Annotated in this window: 14 protein-coding genes; 7 read left to right on the forward strand and 7 right to left on the reverse strand. The window is 46.5% G+C overall.

The genetic code is table 11. From position 1 onward, the window contains the following. Positions 1-255 precede the first annotated feature (255 nt). From CRO25_RS32205 to CRO25_RS32225, 5 genes are all read right to left on the reverse strand, one after another. Positions 256-1,455, reverse strand: coding sequence for a Ger(x)C family spore germination protein (locus CRO25_RS32205; RefSeq protein WP_063567062.1), 1,200 nt, complete (start codon positions 1,453-1,455; stop codon positions 256-258). Further along, positions 1,452-2,552, reverse strand: coding sequence for a spore germination protein (locus CRO25_RS32210; protein WP_072735605.1), 1,101 nt, complete (start codon positions 2,550-2,552; stop codon positions 1,452-1,454). Before CRO25_RS32210 ends, CRO25_RS32205 begins: the two co-directional genes overlap by 4 nt. Before the next feature lie 62 nt (positions 2,553-2,614). Continuing rightward, entirely contained in the window at positions 2,615-4,333 is a 1,719-nt protein-coding gene (locus CRO25_RS32215) for a spore germination protein (protein WP_079697701.1), read from the reverse strand. A gap of 158 nt (positions 4,334-4,491) precedes the next feature. Further along, complete coding sequence (locus tag CRO25_RS32220) at positions 4,492-5,442, reverse strand: methyl-accepting chemotaxis protein (protein ID WP_063567060.1); 951 nt, start codon at positions 5,440-5,442, stop codon at positions 4,492-4,494. 304 nt (positions 5,443-5,746) lie between these two features. Then, the gene (locus tag CRO25_RS32225; protein WP_079697702.1) at positions 5,747-6,580 is read right to left on the reverse strand and encodes a MurR/RpiR family transcriptional regulator; all 834 of its coding nucleotides are present in this window, start codon (positions 6,578-6,580) and stop codon (positions 5,747-5,749) included. A gap of 204 nt (positions 6,581-6,784) precedes the next feature. Between CRO25_RS32225 and CRO25_RS32230 the strand changes: the two genes are divergently transcribed. From CRO25_RS32230 to CRO25_RS32245, 4 genes are all read left to right on the forward strand, one after another. Then, entirely contained in the window at positions 6,785-7,672 is an 888-nt protein-coding gene (locus CRO25_RS32230) for a hypothetical protein (RefSeq protein WP_063567058.1), read from the forward strand. Next, positions 7,665-9,551, forward strand: coding sequence for an ABC transporter ATP-binding protein (locus tag CRO25_RS32235; RefSeq protein WP_079697703.1), 1,887 nt, complete (start codon positions 7,665-7,667; stop codon positions 9,549-9,551). The genes CRO25_RS32230 and CRO25_RS32235 overlap by 8 nt, the downstream gene beginning before the upstream one ends. Continuing rightward, complete coding sequence (locus CRO25_RS32240) at positions 9,526-10,353, forward strand: energy-coupling factor transporter transmembrane protein EcfT (protein ID WP_079697704.1); 828 nt, start codon at positions 9,526-9,528, stop codon at positions 10,351-10,353. The genes CRO25_RS32235 and CRO25_RS32240 overlap by 26 nt, the downstream gene beginning before the upstream one ends. Before the next feature lie 64 nt (positions 10,354-10,417). After that, positions 10,418-11,197, forward strand: coding sequence for a PHP domain-containing protein (locus CRO25_RS32245; protein ID WP_072735609.1), 780 nt, complete (start codon positions 10,418-10,420; stop codon positions 11,195-11,197). Between the two features lie 89 nt (positions 11,198-11,286). Here the strand turns inward: CRO25_RS32245 and CRO25_RS32250 are convergent, their stop codons facing one another. After that, positions 11,287-11,730, reverse strand: coding sequence for a VOC family protein (locus CRO25_RS32250; RefSeq protein ID WP_063567055.1), 444 nt, complete (start codon positions 11,728-11,730; stop codon positions 11,287-11,289). Positions 11,731-11,818: 88 nt separating this feature from the next. Between CRO25_RS32250 and CRO25_RS32255 the strand changes: the two genes are divergently transcribed. Beyond that, positions 11,819-12,823, forward strand: a complete 1,005-nt coding sequence (locus CRO25_RS32255; protein ID WP_079697705.1) for a YafY family protein — start codon at positions 11,819-11,821, stop codon at positions 12,821-12,823. Between the two features lie 104 nt (positions 12,824-12,927). Here the strand turns inward: CRO25_RS32255 and CRO25_RS32260 are convergent, their stop codons facing one another. Then, the gene (locus CRO25_RS32260) at positions 12,928-14,121 is read right to left on the reverse strand and encodes a CynX/NimT family MFS transporter (RefSeq protein ID WP_079697706.1); all 1,194 of its coding nucleotides are present in this window, start codon (positions 14,119-14,121) and stop codon (positions 12,928-12,930) included. Positions 14,122-14,282: 161 nt separating this feature from the next. Here CRO25_RS32260 and CRO25_RS32265 point away from each other — a divergent pair, with 161 nt between their 5' ends. Together CRO25_RS32265 and CRO25_RS32270 are read left to right on the forward strand one after the other, a co-directional pair. Then, positions 14,283-15,164, forward strand: coding sequence for a LysR family transcriptional regulator (locus CRO25_RS32265; RefSeq protein WP_079697707.1), 882 nt, complete (start codon positions 14,283-14,285; stop codon positions 15,162-15,164). 22 nt (positions 15,165-15,186) lie between these two features. Next, positions 15,187-15,861 (forward strand): VOC family protein, encoded by a 675-nt coding sequence (locus tag CRO25_RS32270; protein ID WP_079697708.1) that lies wholly within the window; start codon positions 15,187-15,189, stop codon positions 15,859-15,861. Positions 15,862-16,489 lie beyond the last annotated feature (628 nt).

The raw sequence follows: 16,489 nt of genomic DNA on the forward strand, positions 1-16,489 counted from the left end.
GCACCCTCGCAAACTTTTTCTAATCTGATTAAAACACAAAAGACCCGTAAGAGGGCACTTTTTTCAAAGTGTCTATCTTACGGGTCACAGTTCATATCGGATAGAGAGGGCTCTTCTCTGTACATGTTGTATAAGTCACTTCTCAAAAATTAGCTTTGGGTCCCCACGGATCAGATACCGACCGCTTCCGTCACCACTTCCGTAGGCACAATTCAAACTAATTGCAGCGATCAGAAAAACAAAAAGAACGTCCCCTTATTCCGTCGATGATCCCTGATTTGTGATTTTAACTTTAATATCATACGTGATCGGAATTTCACTAAACGTTTCGTCCCAGTTATTTTTAATTTTCTTCCATACCCGTGGATATTTGATTCGCAGCTTATCGCCAAACCCTGCTGCATCCACCTTGTAGACATCCTGCATTTTGTGAAGCAATTGATCTACCTGTTGTTCAGCCATATGACCGAAGTCCTTCTCCAGACCATCCAGATAATGCTCAGAACCATGCGCTTCCGGAGCTGTCCAATTTTCCATAAACCAGCCGTCTGATTCTATTTGAACATGAAATGAAATATCGTCCCCCTTAACTGTGGGAATAATTTTCGATTTTATGTGTTTAATCTCGTAGGTTATGGTGCTGCCGTCTTTGTGTGTATACGTCTTAACGACCCCACCTTTCGCTTTTCCTTGTACCCAGGATAGTCCCTCCATGTCCGTCTGATTCAGACTTCCGATCCATCGGTTCGTTTTCCCGCTAAAAATGGCCGCTCCCGAAAACTTGTGTTCCCCCTCATAGGAGATGACATTTTGCAGCAAATAGCTTGATCCCGATTGCATGGTTGCATCCAATTTGGCGAGTGACACTGGTGGCAGAATTTTATTGGTACGATACACATTGTCCACAAGTCCGGTAAGGTAGAATGAAGGAATCTCACTGGGATCGTTGGACGTCAATGCATCCAGTGCCCTGCGATCACTGACAACAACCAGACAGCTTGGCCGAATATCATTATCACGCAACACAAAATCAAGCAGTTGATCCAGTCTGAATTTCCGGGCCACCTCGGAGGATACCACGATGACTTTCAGATGATGTCCAATCAGCGGCCGATCTCTTCTCAGAGAAAACTGACGAAATATCTGTATAACTGAATCGCCTGTTAATTGTTCGTTAAAATAGGACTTCCCTGCTCCAGGTGATCCTTGCTGGCTCTCTTCCTTGGATGATCCCTTAGGAACAATCTGAACCGTAGCTGTGATATTATTCCTTTTCGGATAGTGTCCACCCTGTTCATTCACACTCTTCTCAAATTCTGTCTCTTTGGCAACATCAATACCCAGTCCCACGTACACACTAAGATCCTCAATCTCTTTGCTGCTCCAGCATCCAGAGGTAAACAACAGCAGCATTAATCCAGGCAGCAATAGCGCTAATCTGACTTTGCGACTCATGCGTACTTCCCTCCTTTTTTGCGGAGGATGCTAATCAACAGCAGGACTGTAGGCAGAATTCCAAATAGGTAAATGGATAAATTACCCACCGCATCCCCCAGTTGAAATGTTTCGTTCACATCCTTGGGAATTAAGGCGATGATATAAATTACAGGCAGCAGGATAAACATGGCGGGTAAAATTTTCTTGCTTTTGAACAACTGGGCACAGCCAACGGTAGCTGCATAGTGTGTGATCGAAAAGGTCGAGAAGATTTGCATGATCCAGATCACGAGCAGCAGCGATTCAAAACGCTCAAAGATCAATCCCTGTAGCTCAAAGCTTCTCATCAGATCCAGGGTAGGCCACGTTCGAGTTTTCATGCCTTCAATGGAAAGACTTCCGATTACCATAACTACCGTAATTAAGTAGATGCCTGTCGGAACGAGCGTACCCCACATTACCGCTTTGATCCCTTTTTGCGGGTGCTGCATATAAGCCATGATGACAAACATCACTTCATAGCCCGTATACGCAAGCAAAGTTGACTTAAGTCCCTTGAATACCGGCATAATCCCTTCTCCCAATACGGGTCTCAGGTTATTAATTTCAAACAGTTTGCTGCTAAGCAAAATCGCAATGACAAAAATGATAAGTGTGATGGGCAAAATAATCTCGAATAAACGTGCTACTGCACCAAGACCGCCTGAGTTCAAATAGATGCCCACCCACATGAAGACCATAACAATAGCCCAGACCGGTGTTCCTTCCAGCAGATAAAGTCCGGTTACTTCTGCCATGACCCGAATTTCAAATGCCGAAATGACCAGAAAATAGATAATCGCAACCGCTCCCAGTATAAAAGCAATCCATGAACCTGTTATTTCCTGAACAAACTGAAAACCCGTTTTGCCAGGAAATCGTCGACACAGGATGACGAGCATAATGCCGATAAACGTGGCGATTAGCCCGGATATGATGATGGAGATCCAGACATCCGGTGTGTCTACTGCCTCAACCGTAGTACGCGGAAGTGTCAAAATCCCAGCGCCCAGCATGTAATTGATAATCATGACTCCGGTCTGGGTTGTCGTCAGCTTATCCGTGGGACGATTCACGTTATCACCTCTTTGCTCTGGTTTAAAATGTTTATGTTAATCTTGTTAATCTTGCTATTCATCTATTTCTTGCGATCCGGATCGGTAGGGTTCATCATGCGCGGACGCCGCCTCATCATTTTTAATGGTGCACGGATCAGCAAGTCCTTCCATTCGCTCAAGCTATACGGAACCACTGGGCTGACATAGGGAACCCCAAAGCTTTTCAGGCGCACGAGATGGCTGCAAATAAGCAGGAAGAACATAATCACCCCGAATAATCCAAGCGCCGCTGCACTGAACATGCCTGTAAAACGTAAAATTCGCAGTGTAATTCCAGCACTATAGGTAGGGATGGAAAATGAGGAGATCGCCGTTACCGCAACTACGATGACGAGAAATGGACTGACAATACCGGCCTGTACGGCCGCATCCCCAATAATGAGACCACCGACGATGCCCATCGCCGGACCGATCGGTTTGGGCAGACGGATACCAGCCTCACGCAATATTTCAATGGCTGTCTCCATAATGAGAGCTTCAATAATGGAAGGAAACGGTACACCATTTCGCGTCTCAATAATGGTCAATGCCAACTTCGTGGGAATCAGACCAGGATGAAATGAAATAAAGGAGATGTACAAGGCAGGAGCAAATAGCGCAATCATGGCTGCCAGAAAACGAAGCATGCGCAGAAATGTGCCTGGTATCCAGCGCTCATAATAATCCTCAGGAGATTGCAGCAGCATACTGAAGGTTGCGGGCACAATTAAGGCAAACGGTGTACCATCAAGCAGTATGGCAACACGCCCCTCTAACATTCCGCTGATTACGCGGTCTGGCCTTTCCGTGTTTTGGATCTGTTGAAACGGACTCAGCTCATCGTCTTCAATTAGCTGCTCCACATAACCGGATTCCAGCATGACATCCATATCCAATCCTTCTATGCGCCTCTGGACCTCTGCCACAAGCTCAGGATCGGCAATATCCTCTATATACGCGATAGCAAGATCCTTCTTGATCCGGGTACCCACTTCAAATTTCTGAATAAACAAACTCTGATTGCTTCCGAAGCGTCGCAGTATACCTGTATTGTCACTGAGATGCTCCGTAAATCCAATTCTTGGCCCGCGAAGCAATGCTTCGGACAAGGGCTCTTCAATGTTGCGGCTTATTCCTTTGGGTGTGCCAATCATCAGTGCACCTTGCATGCCATCCACAAGGAGTGCATTTTTACCCCCAAGTACTCCCAAGGCCAGCTCCTGTAACGATTCGGTCTCCTGTATCTGGCTGACAGGCAGAAGTTGATTACTTAGATAGTTCTTAATCTGATGTATATCGACTGGATGAAGGAAGCTCTCCTGTTGCAGTTCCGGTACACCCCTGATCATCAGAGGTGTAATCAGATGCTCATCAATCAATTGCTGGTCCACAAGACCATCAATATACATGACCGCTGCCCTTGTATTCGTGCCTCGTATTGTAAACTCTCGAATATGTACATCAGCATTCTGAGCAAAGGTCTCCTTTGAACTAATTAAATCGGTAACATAATTCCCGGTAAGCTTGATATTGGCATAACGCCCTGTTTCTAAACTCTGGTTCTCATCAGATCCTGATGATACAGATTGCTCGTCGTTATTGCCTTGGTTTTGATCTGTAGAAATTGCGAAGCTTCCCTGATCCACGGAAGAACGAATCCAACGGGTTATTTTCAGAATCGATAGCGGAATGACACATAACAAAAAAGCCTGTAACCATATGGGCCACTCCGGCACGTACGACCAAATCGTTGACCACATCACCCTCACCCCAACATTTCTCTGCGCTATGAACTTGCAGGTATTCCAGAGTATTGTTTCCCCGATTGCTCACAATAATTCCCGTTTTTTTGAACAACAAAAAAGCAGATGCCTCTATTGGCACCCGCTTCCCTAGGGGTTATTGGAGTTTACCTTATCTATACGATTTTGGTTACGTGTTGCGCCTTCTCATCAAGTAGATGTGCAGACGCCGCAATGGTTGTAAAATCATTCAACGCCACCTCGATCTGCTGCTGACTTCGCTCCACGTAGCCTTCCACCTTCTGTGTTCCGCCAGAAATGTTCGTAATCTCTTTGGTTATCCCATTCACACTATCCCGAATCTCATTAATGGAATTTTCGACCATGGCCGATAGTTTGCGTACTTCCTTGGCTACAACATCGAACCCGCGCCCATATTCGCCTGCATGTGCCGCTTCAATCGCAGCGTTCAGGGCCAGAAGCTGGGTCTGCGACGCAATTTCGCGAATCGTTTTAACAACTCCCTGGATAGAACGTGCCTGTTCTTGCAAATGATTCAGTGTCGCTCGGTTGTGGGCGGAAACTTCAGATATATACGTGATACTGGACATCAGCTCACGGCTTCGCTCAATGCCGATATCAGCATGTTCGTTCAGATCATGTGACATCGTCTTCAGTTCATTAACTACAGCTGAAATATTATTCTGACGGGTCGTGATGTTTGTAGCTATTTTGGACACACCCAATATATTCTGATTCAATTCATCATAGACGGGCATATATGTCGCTTCAAGCCATACGGGATTTCCCTTTGCATCCTTGCGTTCAACCTTATCCTGGAAGCTAGTACCGTTAAAAATACTACTCCAAAACGCATTATAGTCAGGGCTTTTCACGAATTCGTCGAAACAAAATTGCTCATGCTGCATGCCATACATCTCAGCTACGGAATAGCCCATCGTCTGGGCAAAAACTTCATTTACATACGTAACCCGTCGATCCATATCGAATCGAATGATAGCCAGACTTTTCTCCATGGCCTTAATGACCAGCGCATCGGTAACAACATCTTTTTTTTCCACATCTACTATAGGCAAAGCGATCCCCACTCCCTGACTTCTTCCCATGATTAAACCGTTCTCATTCTGGCAGTTCCTGTTGTAGTGCAATTATGTATTCAACTGAATAGAGACGACTCTATTATTGTATACTCCAATTGCAGTCAATTGGATCACTCCCAAATCAATTTCTAACAATTCGTTACGGCTTGACTTTTTATACCCAATAAACTAACTGTCTAAACATTATTTTTCATGAGCAAATTCTAACACAAAAAGGAGCGGATTAACCGCCCCTAATTATGGTATAACCTTCCATAGCTTTGATGTTATCAGTAGTCGTCTCTGTATATTACGCTACCTATTTCATCCATCAGTCTCGCGGCAATTTATCTGCGTATCGACTGCGCAAGTCAGCGAGCCGCTCCAGCTTAGACAGCGCATGGTCCTTCTGCATCAATCCCACCGCCAGCACCAGTTGTTCCATTAACAGTAGTGGAGTAACCATGGAATGAAATTCGCCAAGCTCCCCTCTACTAACGTAAAAAGATAACTCCGTCCCCAATCCATATAAGAGGTCTTCCCGATCTGTTACAAGTACGGCTTTACTGCCTGTATCTCTGGCATAATCCAGAATGACCTCTGCTTCAGGCAAGAGTCTTGTAAAACACATCAGCAGCACAACATCCTCCCGTTGCATATGCATCAGTGATTCCAATAATTCATGGCCACCTCCGGCGAGGTGGATGACCGTCAATCCGAATCGGGATAACCGAAAGGACAATAATTCCGCCAAACCAGCGGAAGGCCCTGGAGCATACACATATACTCTTCGTGCTTCAGCAAGGATCGCTGCTGCGTGCTCCAGATCCCCCTGCTTCATATGGGATAACGTCTCCTGCAAATGGCTGACGGAGGCCTCCAGTAACTGAACGGGAAGGCTGTCCGTATCCATGCGGGATATGGTTTTATTTAATTTAAGGGCAGGTGTAGTGTCTTCGGATGTACGAAGCCGGATTTTGAATGCTTTGGCATTGTCATATCCAACCGCCCGCCAGAAACGGGATACGGTCGCAATACTGACCCCCAACCTGTCCGCAATCTCCTGTTCCGTCATGAACAGAATCTCTTCCGGATTGCGTTCAACAAAATCAGCAATTTTCAGATGACCTGGTGACAGCTGTTCTTTATGAGTAAACAAATTCATTCCGTATGCACTCCTTTTCTCGCTCTGCACTCAGTATATCAGTTGAAAGGAAGAGAAGTGGGTAATGTATGTAATATTTTTTTCATTATTTTTATAATGTGTAATAAAAATTACATCAGATTTACAAATGTCTTCTTTCCCGTTAATACTCTGCCCCTAGACTGTGGCTATGATGATCACTAACTTTCAGGGAGGTATGTAACGATGAAGAAGATGACTGAGCGTTATACGCTGACGTCTTCACAGAAAATGATGGTGTTTGTGCTTTCCATGTCACTGTACGGCTTGTCCAACATGTTCACAGAGCTTATTCCCAAGCTCCAGCTTGGACCGATTGAATTGTCTGTTGAGTACTTTGCCTTCATTCCGCTGACACTTTGCATTTTGTTCCACCCCATGATTGCTGCCCTTGGTGCGGCTCTTGGCGAAGTGATCTTCGGTGAGCTGATGCTGGGGCAATTTGGCGGACTGGGCGAGCTGGAGAAATTCCTTACCTTTTCCTTTGCCATGTATGTCGCAGGACGTATGGTCAGTGATCCTCGCAATCGCAGACAGGTCGGAATCGCAGCTATGACAGGCGTCATCATTCATCAGTTCCTTAGTTCACTGGTGGATATCGGTAAAGTGTGGATTGGTGTGGAGCAGCTGGAAGCCGTCCCTGGACTTGCGGAAAGTGTTGTGCTGATTGAAGGGGTTGGCTTTCTGAATGACGTACTGTTCTCAGGCATCCTGTTCGCTCTGCTGCCTACGCTGTATCTCGTACCCCTACTCTATGGCAAAATTGAACCACTGCTCGGCATCAAACCTCGTAATCCAGGGATGAAGTATGAAGGAATCGGCTTCTTCCGTCCGAAACTGATCCTGATCGGTGTGCTGCTGCTTGGGCTGGCCTTTGGTGCGGAATCCCTGTCCGAAATGGATATCAACTTCGCTGTTTGGGAGACGGACTATGCAGATCAATATGGTTCGGCTTCAATATGGATTAGTATCGGAGCTGCCGCATTGGTTGCTGTGGTGACATTACTGATCATGCGCGCTAAACGAAGCAAAAACAAAACGGTACCCGGTACGGAGAATCGCCCTTATGCATAATGAAATGTCCACATCAGCTTCTGTTTCCGCATCGGATTCTGCCATTTCCATTCAAAATGTCATCTTTACGTATCCTGGCTCCGAAGAGCCCGTCCTGAACGGAGCTTCACTCGAACTCCCACGAGGCAGTTTTACAGCCATTATCGGGGGCAACGGCTGCGGCAAATCCACCCTGTGCAAGTTGTTCAATGGCCTTATTCCTCAATTCTACACAGGAGACTTCTCCGGTGAAGTTCATGTACTTGGCATGCCTGCCGAAGGGCGAAGTGTTGCAGATCTGTCCAGAAAGATCGGTTACGTCTATCAGGATTTCGATAACCAGCTCGTGCGTCCCACCGTCTTGGACGAGGCTTGCTTTGCACCACTCAACTACGGACTGCCCAACTATCGGGAGCTCGGAGAACGCGCACTTGCCATGTGTGGTCTGGATACCATTCATAACCGATACATCTGGGAATTGAGTGGTGGGCAGAAACATCTGCTCGCTCTGGCCGGAGCTCTGTCGCTCGACCCCGATATCCTGATCGTGGATGAACCTGTCTCACAGCTTGACCCGCAGCATGCAAGACTCATCTATGAGTGTCTTTCGAAATTGAATACGGAATATGGCAAGACGATTATCGTCATCGAGCACCATACTGAATTTATCGCCGACTTCTGCGCAGATGTGGTATTGATGGACAAAGGCCGGGTCTTGTGGAACCTTCCTGTTAAGGAAGGTTTGAATCGAATTGCGGATCTGGAACGGCTGGGCATTCAACCTCCTGAGGTTACACGGGCAGCTATTCAGGCTGCAGAGTTATCGCAGGGAGAAAAAACAATTGCGGGCCTCTCAGGTTCAGAACGACGCTTCCCGATTACTGTGGAAGAAGCAAACGTTTATTTTGCCGAGCATTACCCATCCATTCCATCCGCTTCTTTGCAAAATGAACCTTCATCCTATTCGAACTTGGCACGCGACGTTTCTAGCCAAATTGCAAATACCAAGCGTTCAACGCCTGCCTGGGCTGCTGAACCGTTGATCCCTATTGTACAGTTTCATCAAACCCGGCTACGTTACAGAGGACTGGGCAAAAAAGAACATGAAGTCATTCGTGGAGTTAATATTTCACTCCATGAAGGAGAACGGATTGCCTTGATTGGCAACAATGGTGCGGGTAAATCCTCCTTACTGAAGATGATGGCTGGCATTAGCCTACCTCAAGAAGGCAGTGTCAGTGTTCTGGGTGAAGTTACGCACCGTTCCTCTTTGGAGCAGCTGGCGGGGAAGGTCGCCTATATTTTTCAGAACTCTTCCGAAATGTTTATCGAAGACAGTGTTCGTAAAGAAGTCGCGTATTTCCTGAAGAACCGTCGCATCCCGGAAGCTGACCAGCAAATTGCACATGTACTGGAGCGTTTTCGGCTTACTCCGCTGCAAGAGCGGGATGCCCGGCTTCTCAGTGGCGGACAACAGCGGCGTGTCACACTTGCCATCGGTGCAGCCATGAAGCCTTCACTTATGCTGCTGGATGAGCCCACTGCCAATCTGGACCTTGCCACCCGCGAGGAACTGATAGGTGTACTGGATGAGCTGGATCAGCATGTGCGAACAACCGTCATTGCCACGCATGATATGCAGCTGGTTACCCAGTGGGCTAGTCGCGTTATCGTGCTTCACAATGGTCAGGTGGAAGCAGACAGCACACCTGCCGACGTGTTTGCGGATGAGTCCCTTCTGCGCCGCTCCGGACTTGCGCTTACACAGATCATGGAGCTCTCTCACCGGATGGGTCTACCGACACTTTCACCGACAACCGAGGCTTTTGTTGATACTCTCTTGAATCAATCACTCACCAAGGAGGATATGCATCATGCAGCTTGTCCGCAACTGGTTTGACAAAATATCCATTGAACGCATTCAGCTTGAGCTGATGAATACCGTATATGGCAGCGGACATGCCAGCCTGTCGCGGATTGATCCCCGTGCCATGCTGATCTGGTATCTCTTTTTTGCCATCGTTCCCTGGTTTGTTCATAACGGGACTGTGCTGCTCGGCATGTTTCTGTTGATGGTGACTACCACCATATTGTCCAGAGCCGCTCCTTTTATCATTATCATTCTCTGCCTGGGGTTGATCGGTCAGGTCGGGTGGATGTTTATCATCTCGCTGTTCTTCGGTGGCAATCTGGAATCTGCATTCCCCCTGCTGCTGCTTACTTTGAAGCTGTCCATCGTCTCGCTGGCGAGTATCACCGTCTTTTCGGGCATGGACCCGGAACGGATCGGCGATGGGTTACTTGCGCTCGGCATGCCTGCGACGTTTTCTTTCAGCCTCTCTTATGCTTACCGCATATTGCCGGTGCTGTTCGGTGAATTCCGCAACATCATGCTGTCCTACAGACTGCGAGGTCAGGTTCCCTCCCGGCACGGATGGCTCTATTGGCGGCTCGTTGTCTACTATATGAAGCTGTTCGTTGTGTCCTTCTTCCCGCTAATGCTGGCTACCGCCAAACGTTCCCGCACAACGGTGGAAGCACTGGAGACACGCGGTTTCTCGTACGGCATGAAACATCCTGAGTCCAAACGCCTGAAGCTGGCCCATCTGAAAATCAACTCACGTGACCTCGGATTTCTCGCCGGATCGGCAATCTATGTTGCACTGCTGTTCTGGCTCGGCGGGCATTACGAGATTCTGTAATTCAAAATAAAATGCTGTAACTATTCATACCATTAATCATTCATGGAATAAAGGAGTGTCTTCTATGCGCATTGATCTTCATACACACGGCAAATTATCCAAAAACTCTGATTTCTCGGTCGATTACTTCACCGAAATGGTCAACGAAGCCATAGCCAGCGGGCTCGAAGCCCTTGCGCTTACCGAACATTTTAACACCCGCAACTTCTACGAGGTCTATGAGACGCTGGATCGTCTTTATCCATACAACGGGGAGTACTACGATGCAGATGGACTGCGCATTTTTCCCGGCATGGAAGTGGATATTCAGGAGACAGGACATATTTTGCTGGTGGGTCAAAAAGAACATATTCTTGCCGTCCGCAGCGGCCTGGAGCAATATACAGCCAAAGGTTCATTCATTCCTTTTGCCAATCTGTTGGATATGGCCGAAGCATGGCCTTTGCTCAAAATTGGCGCACACCCTTTCCGCGAGTCCACCCCGCTGTATCAACTCGATCGTGATTTATTGGGACGTCTGGACGCTTTTGATCTGAACGCCAAGGATATGTATCAATACGGCATCGAGACGTGCCGCGGTCAGGTTGAACCATTCGCCCAGTCCCTCGGTAAACCCGTCACTGCCGGAAGCGATACCCACCAGTGCCTGCAATACGGTAGTGTGTTCAATGTGCTGGATCGTCCATGTGCATCGGTTGCCGAGCTCAAAGAGCAAATTCTCGCTGGTACGTACAGCATCGAAATATCCAACGATCTTCCTCTCCGTGTCAAAGCCTCCGTTATGCTGAAGAAAGTGATGAAACGTCTTGCCAAGCTGGAAGCTACCCGTTTGCAAAAAGTATAGGGAAAAGAAGACCACAACTTCTAAAGAATTCAAAATGAGCCCAAAGGATATACATCCTCCAGGCTCATTACGGATTCACTTTCACCTAATTAAAAATCATGCACCGTCACACAAAGCTGAATCACGATTCCGAACGGATCACGGACGATTCCATACCCCGGACTAAACTCGTTTTGCTCATAAGGCACCAACACCCTAACCTGCTCATGTTGTACCAGCGAATTATACAGCTCCGTCATCGTACTTTTATCTTTCGATTGAATGCATAATGACGTGCTGTTTCCCTGCTGCCACGGTCGACCCGTATCCATTTCTTCCTCAGCAATCATCAATTTATTTACCCCGATCTGGAGTACCGAATGTGTTATATATTCATCCTGCCCTTCAGGATACTCAAACCCCGGATTCATTTCCTTCATCTCTTTATAATTTTTCTTGAACAACACATTGGCCCCCAGGTACTTCTCATAAAAAGCAATGGCTGCCGCAGCGTCTCCATTCATCGACAGAAACGGGATCACTTCAAAATTCATCTGTATTGCCTCCTTCGTGTGATTGGATTACACTGTTTACTATAACGACAAAAGGTGCCAATCCATGGCACCATTGAGAGGTTTTTTTATGAAAAAATCAGAACGCATGAACCAGATGCTGCGCTTTATCAATCAAAAACAACACTTCACCCTGCAAGATCTCATGCAGGAGTTTCAGATATCCAAGAGAACCGCATTACGAGACATCGCGTCATTGGAGGAAATCGGTGCTCCCATTTATGCCGAGTATGGACGTTATGGGGGATATCGTTTGCTTCAGCAAATGCAGCTGCCACCCATTTCATTTAATACAAGTGAGCTTCATGCCCTCTACTTTGCCATGCAGGCATTGCGCAGCTTTACCAACCTGCCCTTTCAGATCTCTTTTCGTTCCATTCACGAGAAGTTTCTAAGTGCCTTATCCGAAAACCAGAGACAGGATATTGAACAAATCCAGCATCGGGTCTCTTTTCGACACACCGAGCAAATCCGGGATAGTGAGCATTTGGAGTTTCTATTAATGGCCGCTGTACAGAATATAGTGATACAGATTACGTATCAATATATTCGCAGTAGTAGCAGTAACCCAGATACCAGCTCAAATCCCGATAAAACTAAGCCCAGCATACGCACCATTCAGCCAATCGCCCTCTATGCCATGAAAGGCTACTGGTATTGTCAGGCGTATGATCTCGATAAACAGGCGTACCGTGTGTTCCGATGTGACCGGATCACCTCATCCGAGGCGACAGATATCGAACCTATACCACATATTAATGAACTCAATCTACAGGATGCCCACTCGTTATGGAAACCATCAGAGAACGCTATCCCATTCAAATGTCTGATCAATGAAGCCGGGGTTGAGCTGTTCCAGCAAGAACAGTTTCCATCCATGCGAATCATTAACGAATCTGGAGCTGATACTGGACAAAATGGATACGCCTATTTAGTCGGGTCGTATGAATTCCATGAGATTGAGTTCATCATTCGCTATCTCGCAAACTTTGGCAAGTCCATCAAGATCATGGAGCCCGATACCTTAAAGGAATCCTTACGACAGCACTATCTGGACTTGCTCGACCATGTTTAACTACCGCCACCAACTAACCATTTGCAATGTGTGCCCGCAACAGGAACCAGCATGAAGATGATACCTCCAGAGACCTCATTGCACATCGATATCCATCTTTTTCGTCAAACTCTGGACTCTGATTTATCATGAACTGCTGGAGAGCTTTTTTTATTGCCTATCGCCAACTGAACTATGATTTGCAGCACGATGATTATAGCCAGACCATAGAACGCTTGGACAAAACTGCCCGTGGTATCATGGAGCCAACCGATCGCCAGTGGACCGAGAGCCCCCAGAATGTAACCGCCCGATTGAGTCATGGCTGACCAAGCGCTGGCTTCCTGAGCGTTATTCGTCTCATCAATGGGCAACATTAGAGCGATCGGGAATAATCCCCCGGCACCAATGCCGAGTGGGATCGCGGCCAGCCAAGGACTGACGGACAGGTTCAGCATTAAGACTCCTATTAACTCCATTAACGCACATCCAACAAGCCAGAATACACGTCTTTGGTAACGGTGAACGAGCATTGGAATGAATAACGTAGACGGCAATGAAATTAAAGTAAATAACGTTTGGATGCTTCCGGCAGTCTCTTTCGTATATCCCTGGCTCTGGATCGCAGGCGCAAGCCATGCAGTCAATGAATAGAAGATCGCTGCCATCAGTCCGAAGAACAACGTCAGTACCCATGCTCGTATATTTTTCACTGGAAGAGCTTCAACATTCACAGCTGAAACCTGCCCGGATTGTCGATCCTTTCGTGCTGACAAGGCTAATTTTATCCAGATCGGCAAAGCAAGGACGGCGAGCAATGCCCACATCGCTAACGATCTCTTCCACGAACCACCCAGGAGATTTTGAAGGGGAACCGATAATCCAACACTAATGCTGGCCCCCACGACCATTGCTGTAGAGTAGAGCCCCACCATGGCAGCAACTCGCATAGGGAAATACTGCTTGATAAAGCTGGACAACAGCGGACCGGCCAATGCTATCCCTACACCGGATAGAAATGAAGTAAACATCATCAGAGGCGTTGCACCCACGAACAACCGCAATGCCGTACCTATTCCAATAAGGACTAAAGCCAAAACGATCGCGCCCTCATTCCCCCATCTCCTGCTCAACTTTACGGAAAATGGAGCGAATATACCCATACATAATACGGGAAGCGTAGTTAGCAGACTTGCGATAATTCCGCTAATACCCAGATCACTTTGTATGGTACTCATTAAGGGAGAAATGGATGTAATAGGTGGTCGCAAATTCAATGAAGCCAGAATAAGCGCCAGGACGATATAAAACAGTTTCACTAAGGATCACCTCATGTATTCTTATATAGTTGCATTCACTATTGATCCAGGCTGTAGATCTTTTTGTGATGCAAGACTAGTATAGAAGCATTATAATGATTGAACAATACAATAGTTTCTATTAAAATGATTATAAAAACCAATGATTAGAGGGAATGCATATGGAAATCCGTCAAATGGAGAACTTTATCGTCGTTTGTGAGGAACTCCATTTCACACGTGCAGCAGATAAAATTGGCATTTCTCAACCTACCCTGAGCCAACAGATTCGAGCGTTGGAGGATGAGTTGGGTGTTCCCTTGTTCGACCGGGTGGGTAAAAAGATTGTGATGACGCAGGCGGGAACGCTATTTCTGGAGCACTGTGTACAAATGGTTCGGCATTTACAGAATACCCAAGATGCATTAGCTGAATTCCGCAATGATCAGCGAGGCAAGCTGGTGATTGGAGTCCTGCCGTCCGATTTGGACTACCGTCTTACTCCATTGCTCGTTAATTTTCATACCCATTTTCCCAAGGTGAAATTAAAGGTTGTTTCTTCGATTTATGTATTGAATCAAGTGTTGGATAACGAAGTCGACATCGGCATTGAGCTTACTTCCATTTCTGATGACCGTCTTGTCTGCATTCCTTTATGCAGTGAAGAATACGTACTCGCCGTATCGGAAAACCACGCTTGGGCTGAACGAAATGAGATTGGTATTAAAGAACTTCGCGATATTCAGACCGTAATGTTCCCGGAAGGGTTCACAGGCAGAGAACTGGTTGATGGCTATTGCCGCAAATATGGCTTTACCTTGAATACAATCATGGAGACAAGTTCGGCAACCTCCATTATTAGTCTGGTCAAAGCTAACGTTGGCGGAACAGTGCTGCCATATCCACTGATCAAGGCAATGAATGAACCGACACTACGCATCATCCGAATTACGGACGATGCTCCTTACCGTCACTTTGAGATCATTCATCGGTCCGACCGTTACCTGACCCAATCTGCCAAAGCATTTATTGAGAAAACCATTGATTATTTTAATCAAGGATAAGATCAGAGGGAGAGTGACTTGAATGCAAATAAAAGAGGTTAACTTGTTCACAGGTCAAATGGAGGCAATGAAGCAGTTTTACGGTACGTTATTGGAGTTGGAGCTACTGGAGGAGAGTACATCGTCCGTATCGCTTCGCACAGGAAATTCGGTCCTTTCATTTCAGCAAGCTCCTGATCAGGAAAAGCCCTTCTATCATGTCGCATTTACGATTCCGACAAACCAACTCGCTGAAGCCAAGAAGTGGGTTCAAGATCGAAAAATCTCTTTGCTTTCTAAAGATGATAAAGATGAATTCTATTTCCCCTACTGGGATGCAACAGCTTTCTATTTCTATGACCCCAGCGGCAATTTGATGGAGTTCATCGCTCACCATTCGTTGGATAATGCAGTCGACGAAACCTTTGATTCTGGGCAGCTGCTGTGCATTAGCGAGATCGGCCTGCCCGTCGATGATGTTCCCGATACCATAAGCAAAATGAATGGACAGTATCACCTTGAACCCTTTGCCGGAGACGGAAAGCAATTTGCCCCCATCGGTGACGCAGAAGGCATGTTTATTGTAATCGACAAAGAGATGCCCTGGTTCCCAGACGGACGTATGCCCGGGGTATTTGCCACAGAGGTACAGGTTGAAACTGGACAGACTGGGAGCATTTCGTTGCAGAATGATTTGTACTCTATTGATTCAAATTGAGTGTGGGTCTGGACATAAAAACTCTAATTTGTTCAAAATAAAAAGGCCCTGATGACAGTTTGTCATTAGGAACCTTTTGATACAAAAAAAATTTGACACCCTTGAAAAAGATACAAAATTGTTTAATTTTGGATTTTTAAAGTTATAAGTGTTTTTAAATGTACACCCTTTTCTGTTCTTTTCCAATGCAAAGCCTAGGAATATGAAATGTTCCCGGGCCACTACGCTGACTACCTTGCTTTTATTCCTGTTCATCTGGCATGATTCCAGAACCACACTGCTGCCCGTCTAATTTGGACAAGCACCACGATATCATCTTCATAACGGATCTCGTTTACTCCTCATCGCCTGGTATAATTCGTCAAGGTAGTTGTTTTCCAAAAGCGAGGCCAGCGGACTTCCGTGCGGAGGGGCCTTCTTTCGGTTCAAGGCGTATTCCGTTGTGCACCAATCCTCTTTCAAGGTATTTTTAACAGGTCGGTTACACGCTTGTCCTGGATTTGTTTGCTCAACAAATTCATCAGCAGATCACGATCCAACATATTGTAGTACCTCGACAGGTGGATTTCTACCGCATAACTATATGCCTGTTCAGATTGGATTGTCTATGTCCAGAATCTGTTCTGCA

This window comes from Paenibacillus sp. RU5M (assembly GCF_900221055.1).
Classification (GTDB): Bacteria; Bacillota; Bacilli; order Paenibacillales; family Paenibacillaceae; genus Paenibacillus; species Paenibacillus marchantiae.

Coding starts and splice junctions, on each gene's coding strand:
- CRO25_RS32225 (WP_079697702.1), bottom strand. CDS start 6,580: ATGAATTTGTTTACTCATAAAGAACAGCTGTCACCAGGTCATCTGAAA.
- CRO25_RS32240 (WP_079697704.1), top strand. CDS start 9,526: ATGCAGCTTGTCCGCAACTGGTTTGACAAAATATCCATTGAACGCATT.
- CRO25_RS32230 (WP_063567058.1), top strand. CDS start 6,785: ATGAAGAAGATGACTGAGCGTTATACGCTGACGTCTTCACAGAAAATG.
- CRO25_RS32215 (WP_079697701.1), bottom strand. CDS start 4,333: ATGTGGTCAACGATTTGGTCGTACGTGCCGGAGTGGCCCATATGGTTA.
- CRO25_RS32220 (WP_063567060.1), bottom strand. CDS start 5,442: ATGGGAAGAAGTCAGGGAGTGGGGATCGCTTTGCCTATAGTAGATGTG.
- CRO25_RS32250 (WP_063567055.1), bottom strand. CDS start 11,730: ATGAATTTTGAAGTGATCCCGTTTCTGTCGATGAATGGAGACGCTGCG.
- CRO25_RS32235 (WP_079697703.1), top strand. CDS start 7,665: ATGCATAATGAAATGTCCACATCAGCTTCTGTTTCCGCATCGGATTCT.
- CRO25_RS32265 (WP_079697707.1), top strand. CDS start 14,283: ATGGAAATCCGTCAAATGGAGAACTTTATCGTCGTTTGTGAGGAACTC.
- CRO25_RS32270 (WP_079697708.1), top strand. CDS start 15,187: ATGCAAATAAAAGAGGTTAACTTGTTCACAGGTCAAATGGAGGCAATG.
- CRO25_RS32245 (WP_072735609.1), top strand. CDS start 10,418: ATGCGCATTGATCTTCATACACACGGCAAATTATCCAAAAACTCTGAT.
- CRO25_RS32255 (WP_079697705.1), top strand. CDS start 11,819: ATGAAAAAATCAGAACGCATGAACCAGATGCTGCGCTTTATCAATCAA.
- CRO25_RS32205 (WP_063567062.1), bottom strand. CDS start 1,455: ATGAGTCGCAAAGTCAGATTAGCGCTATTGCTGCCTGGATTAATGCTG.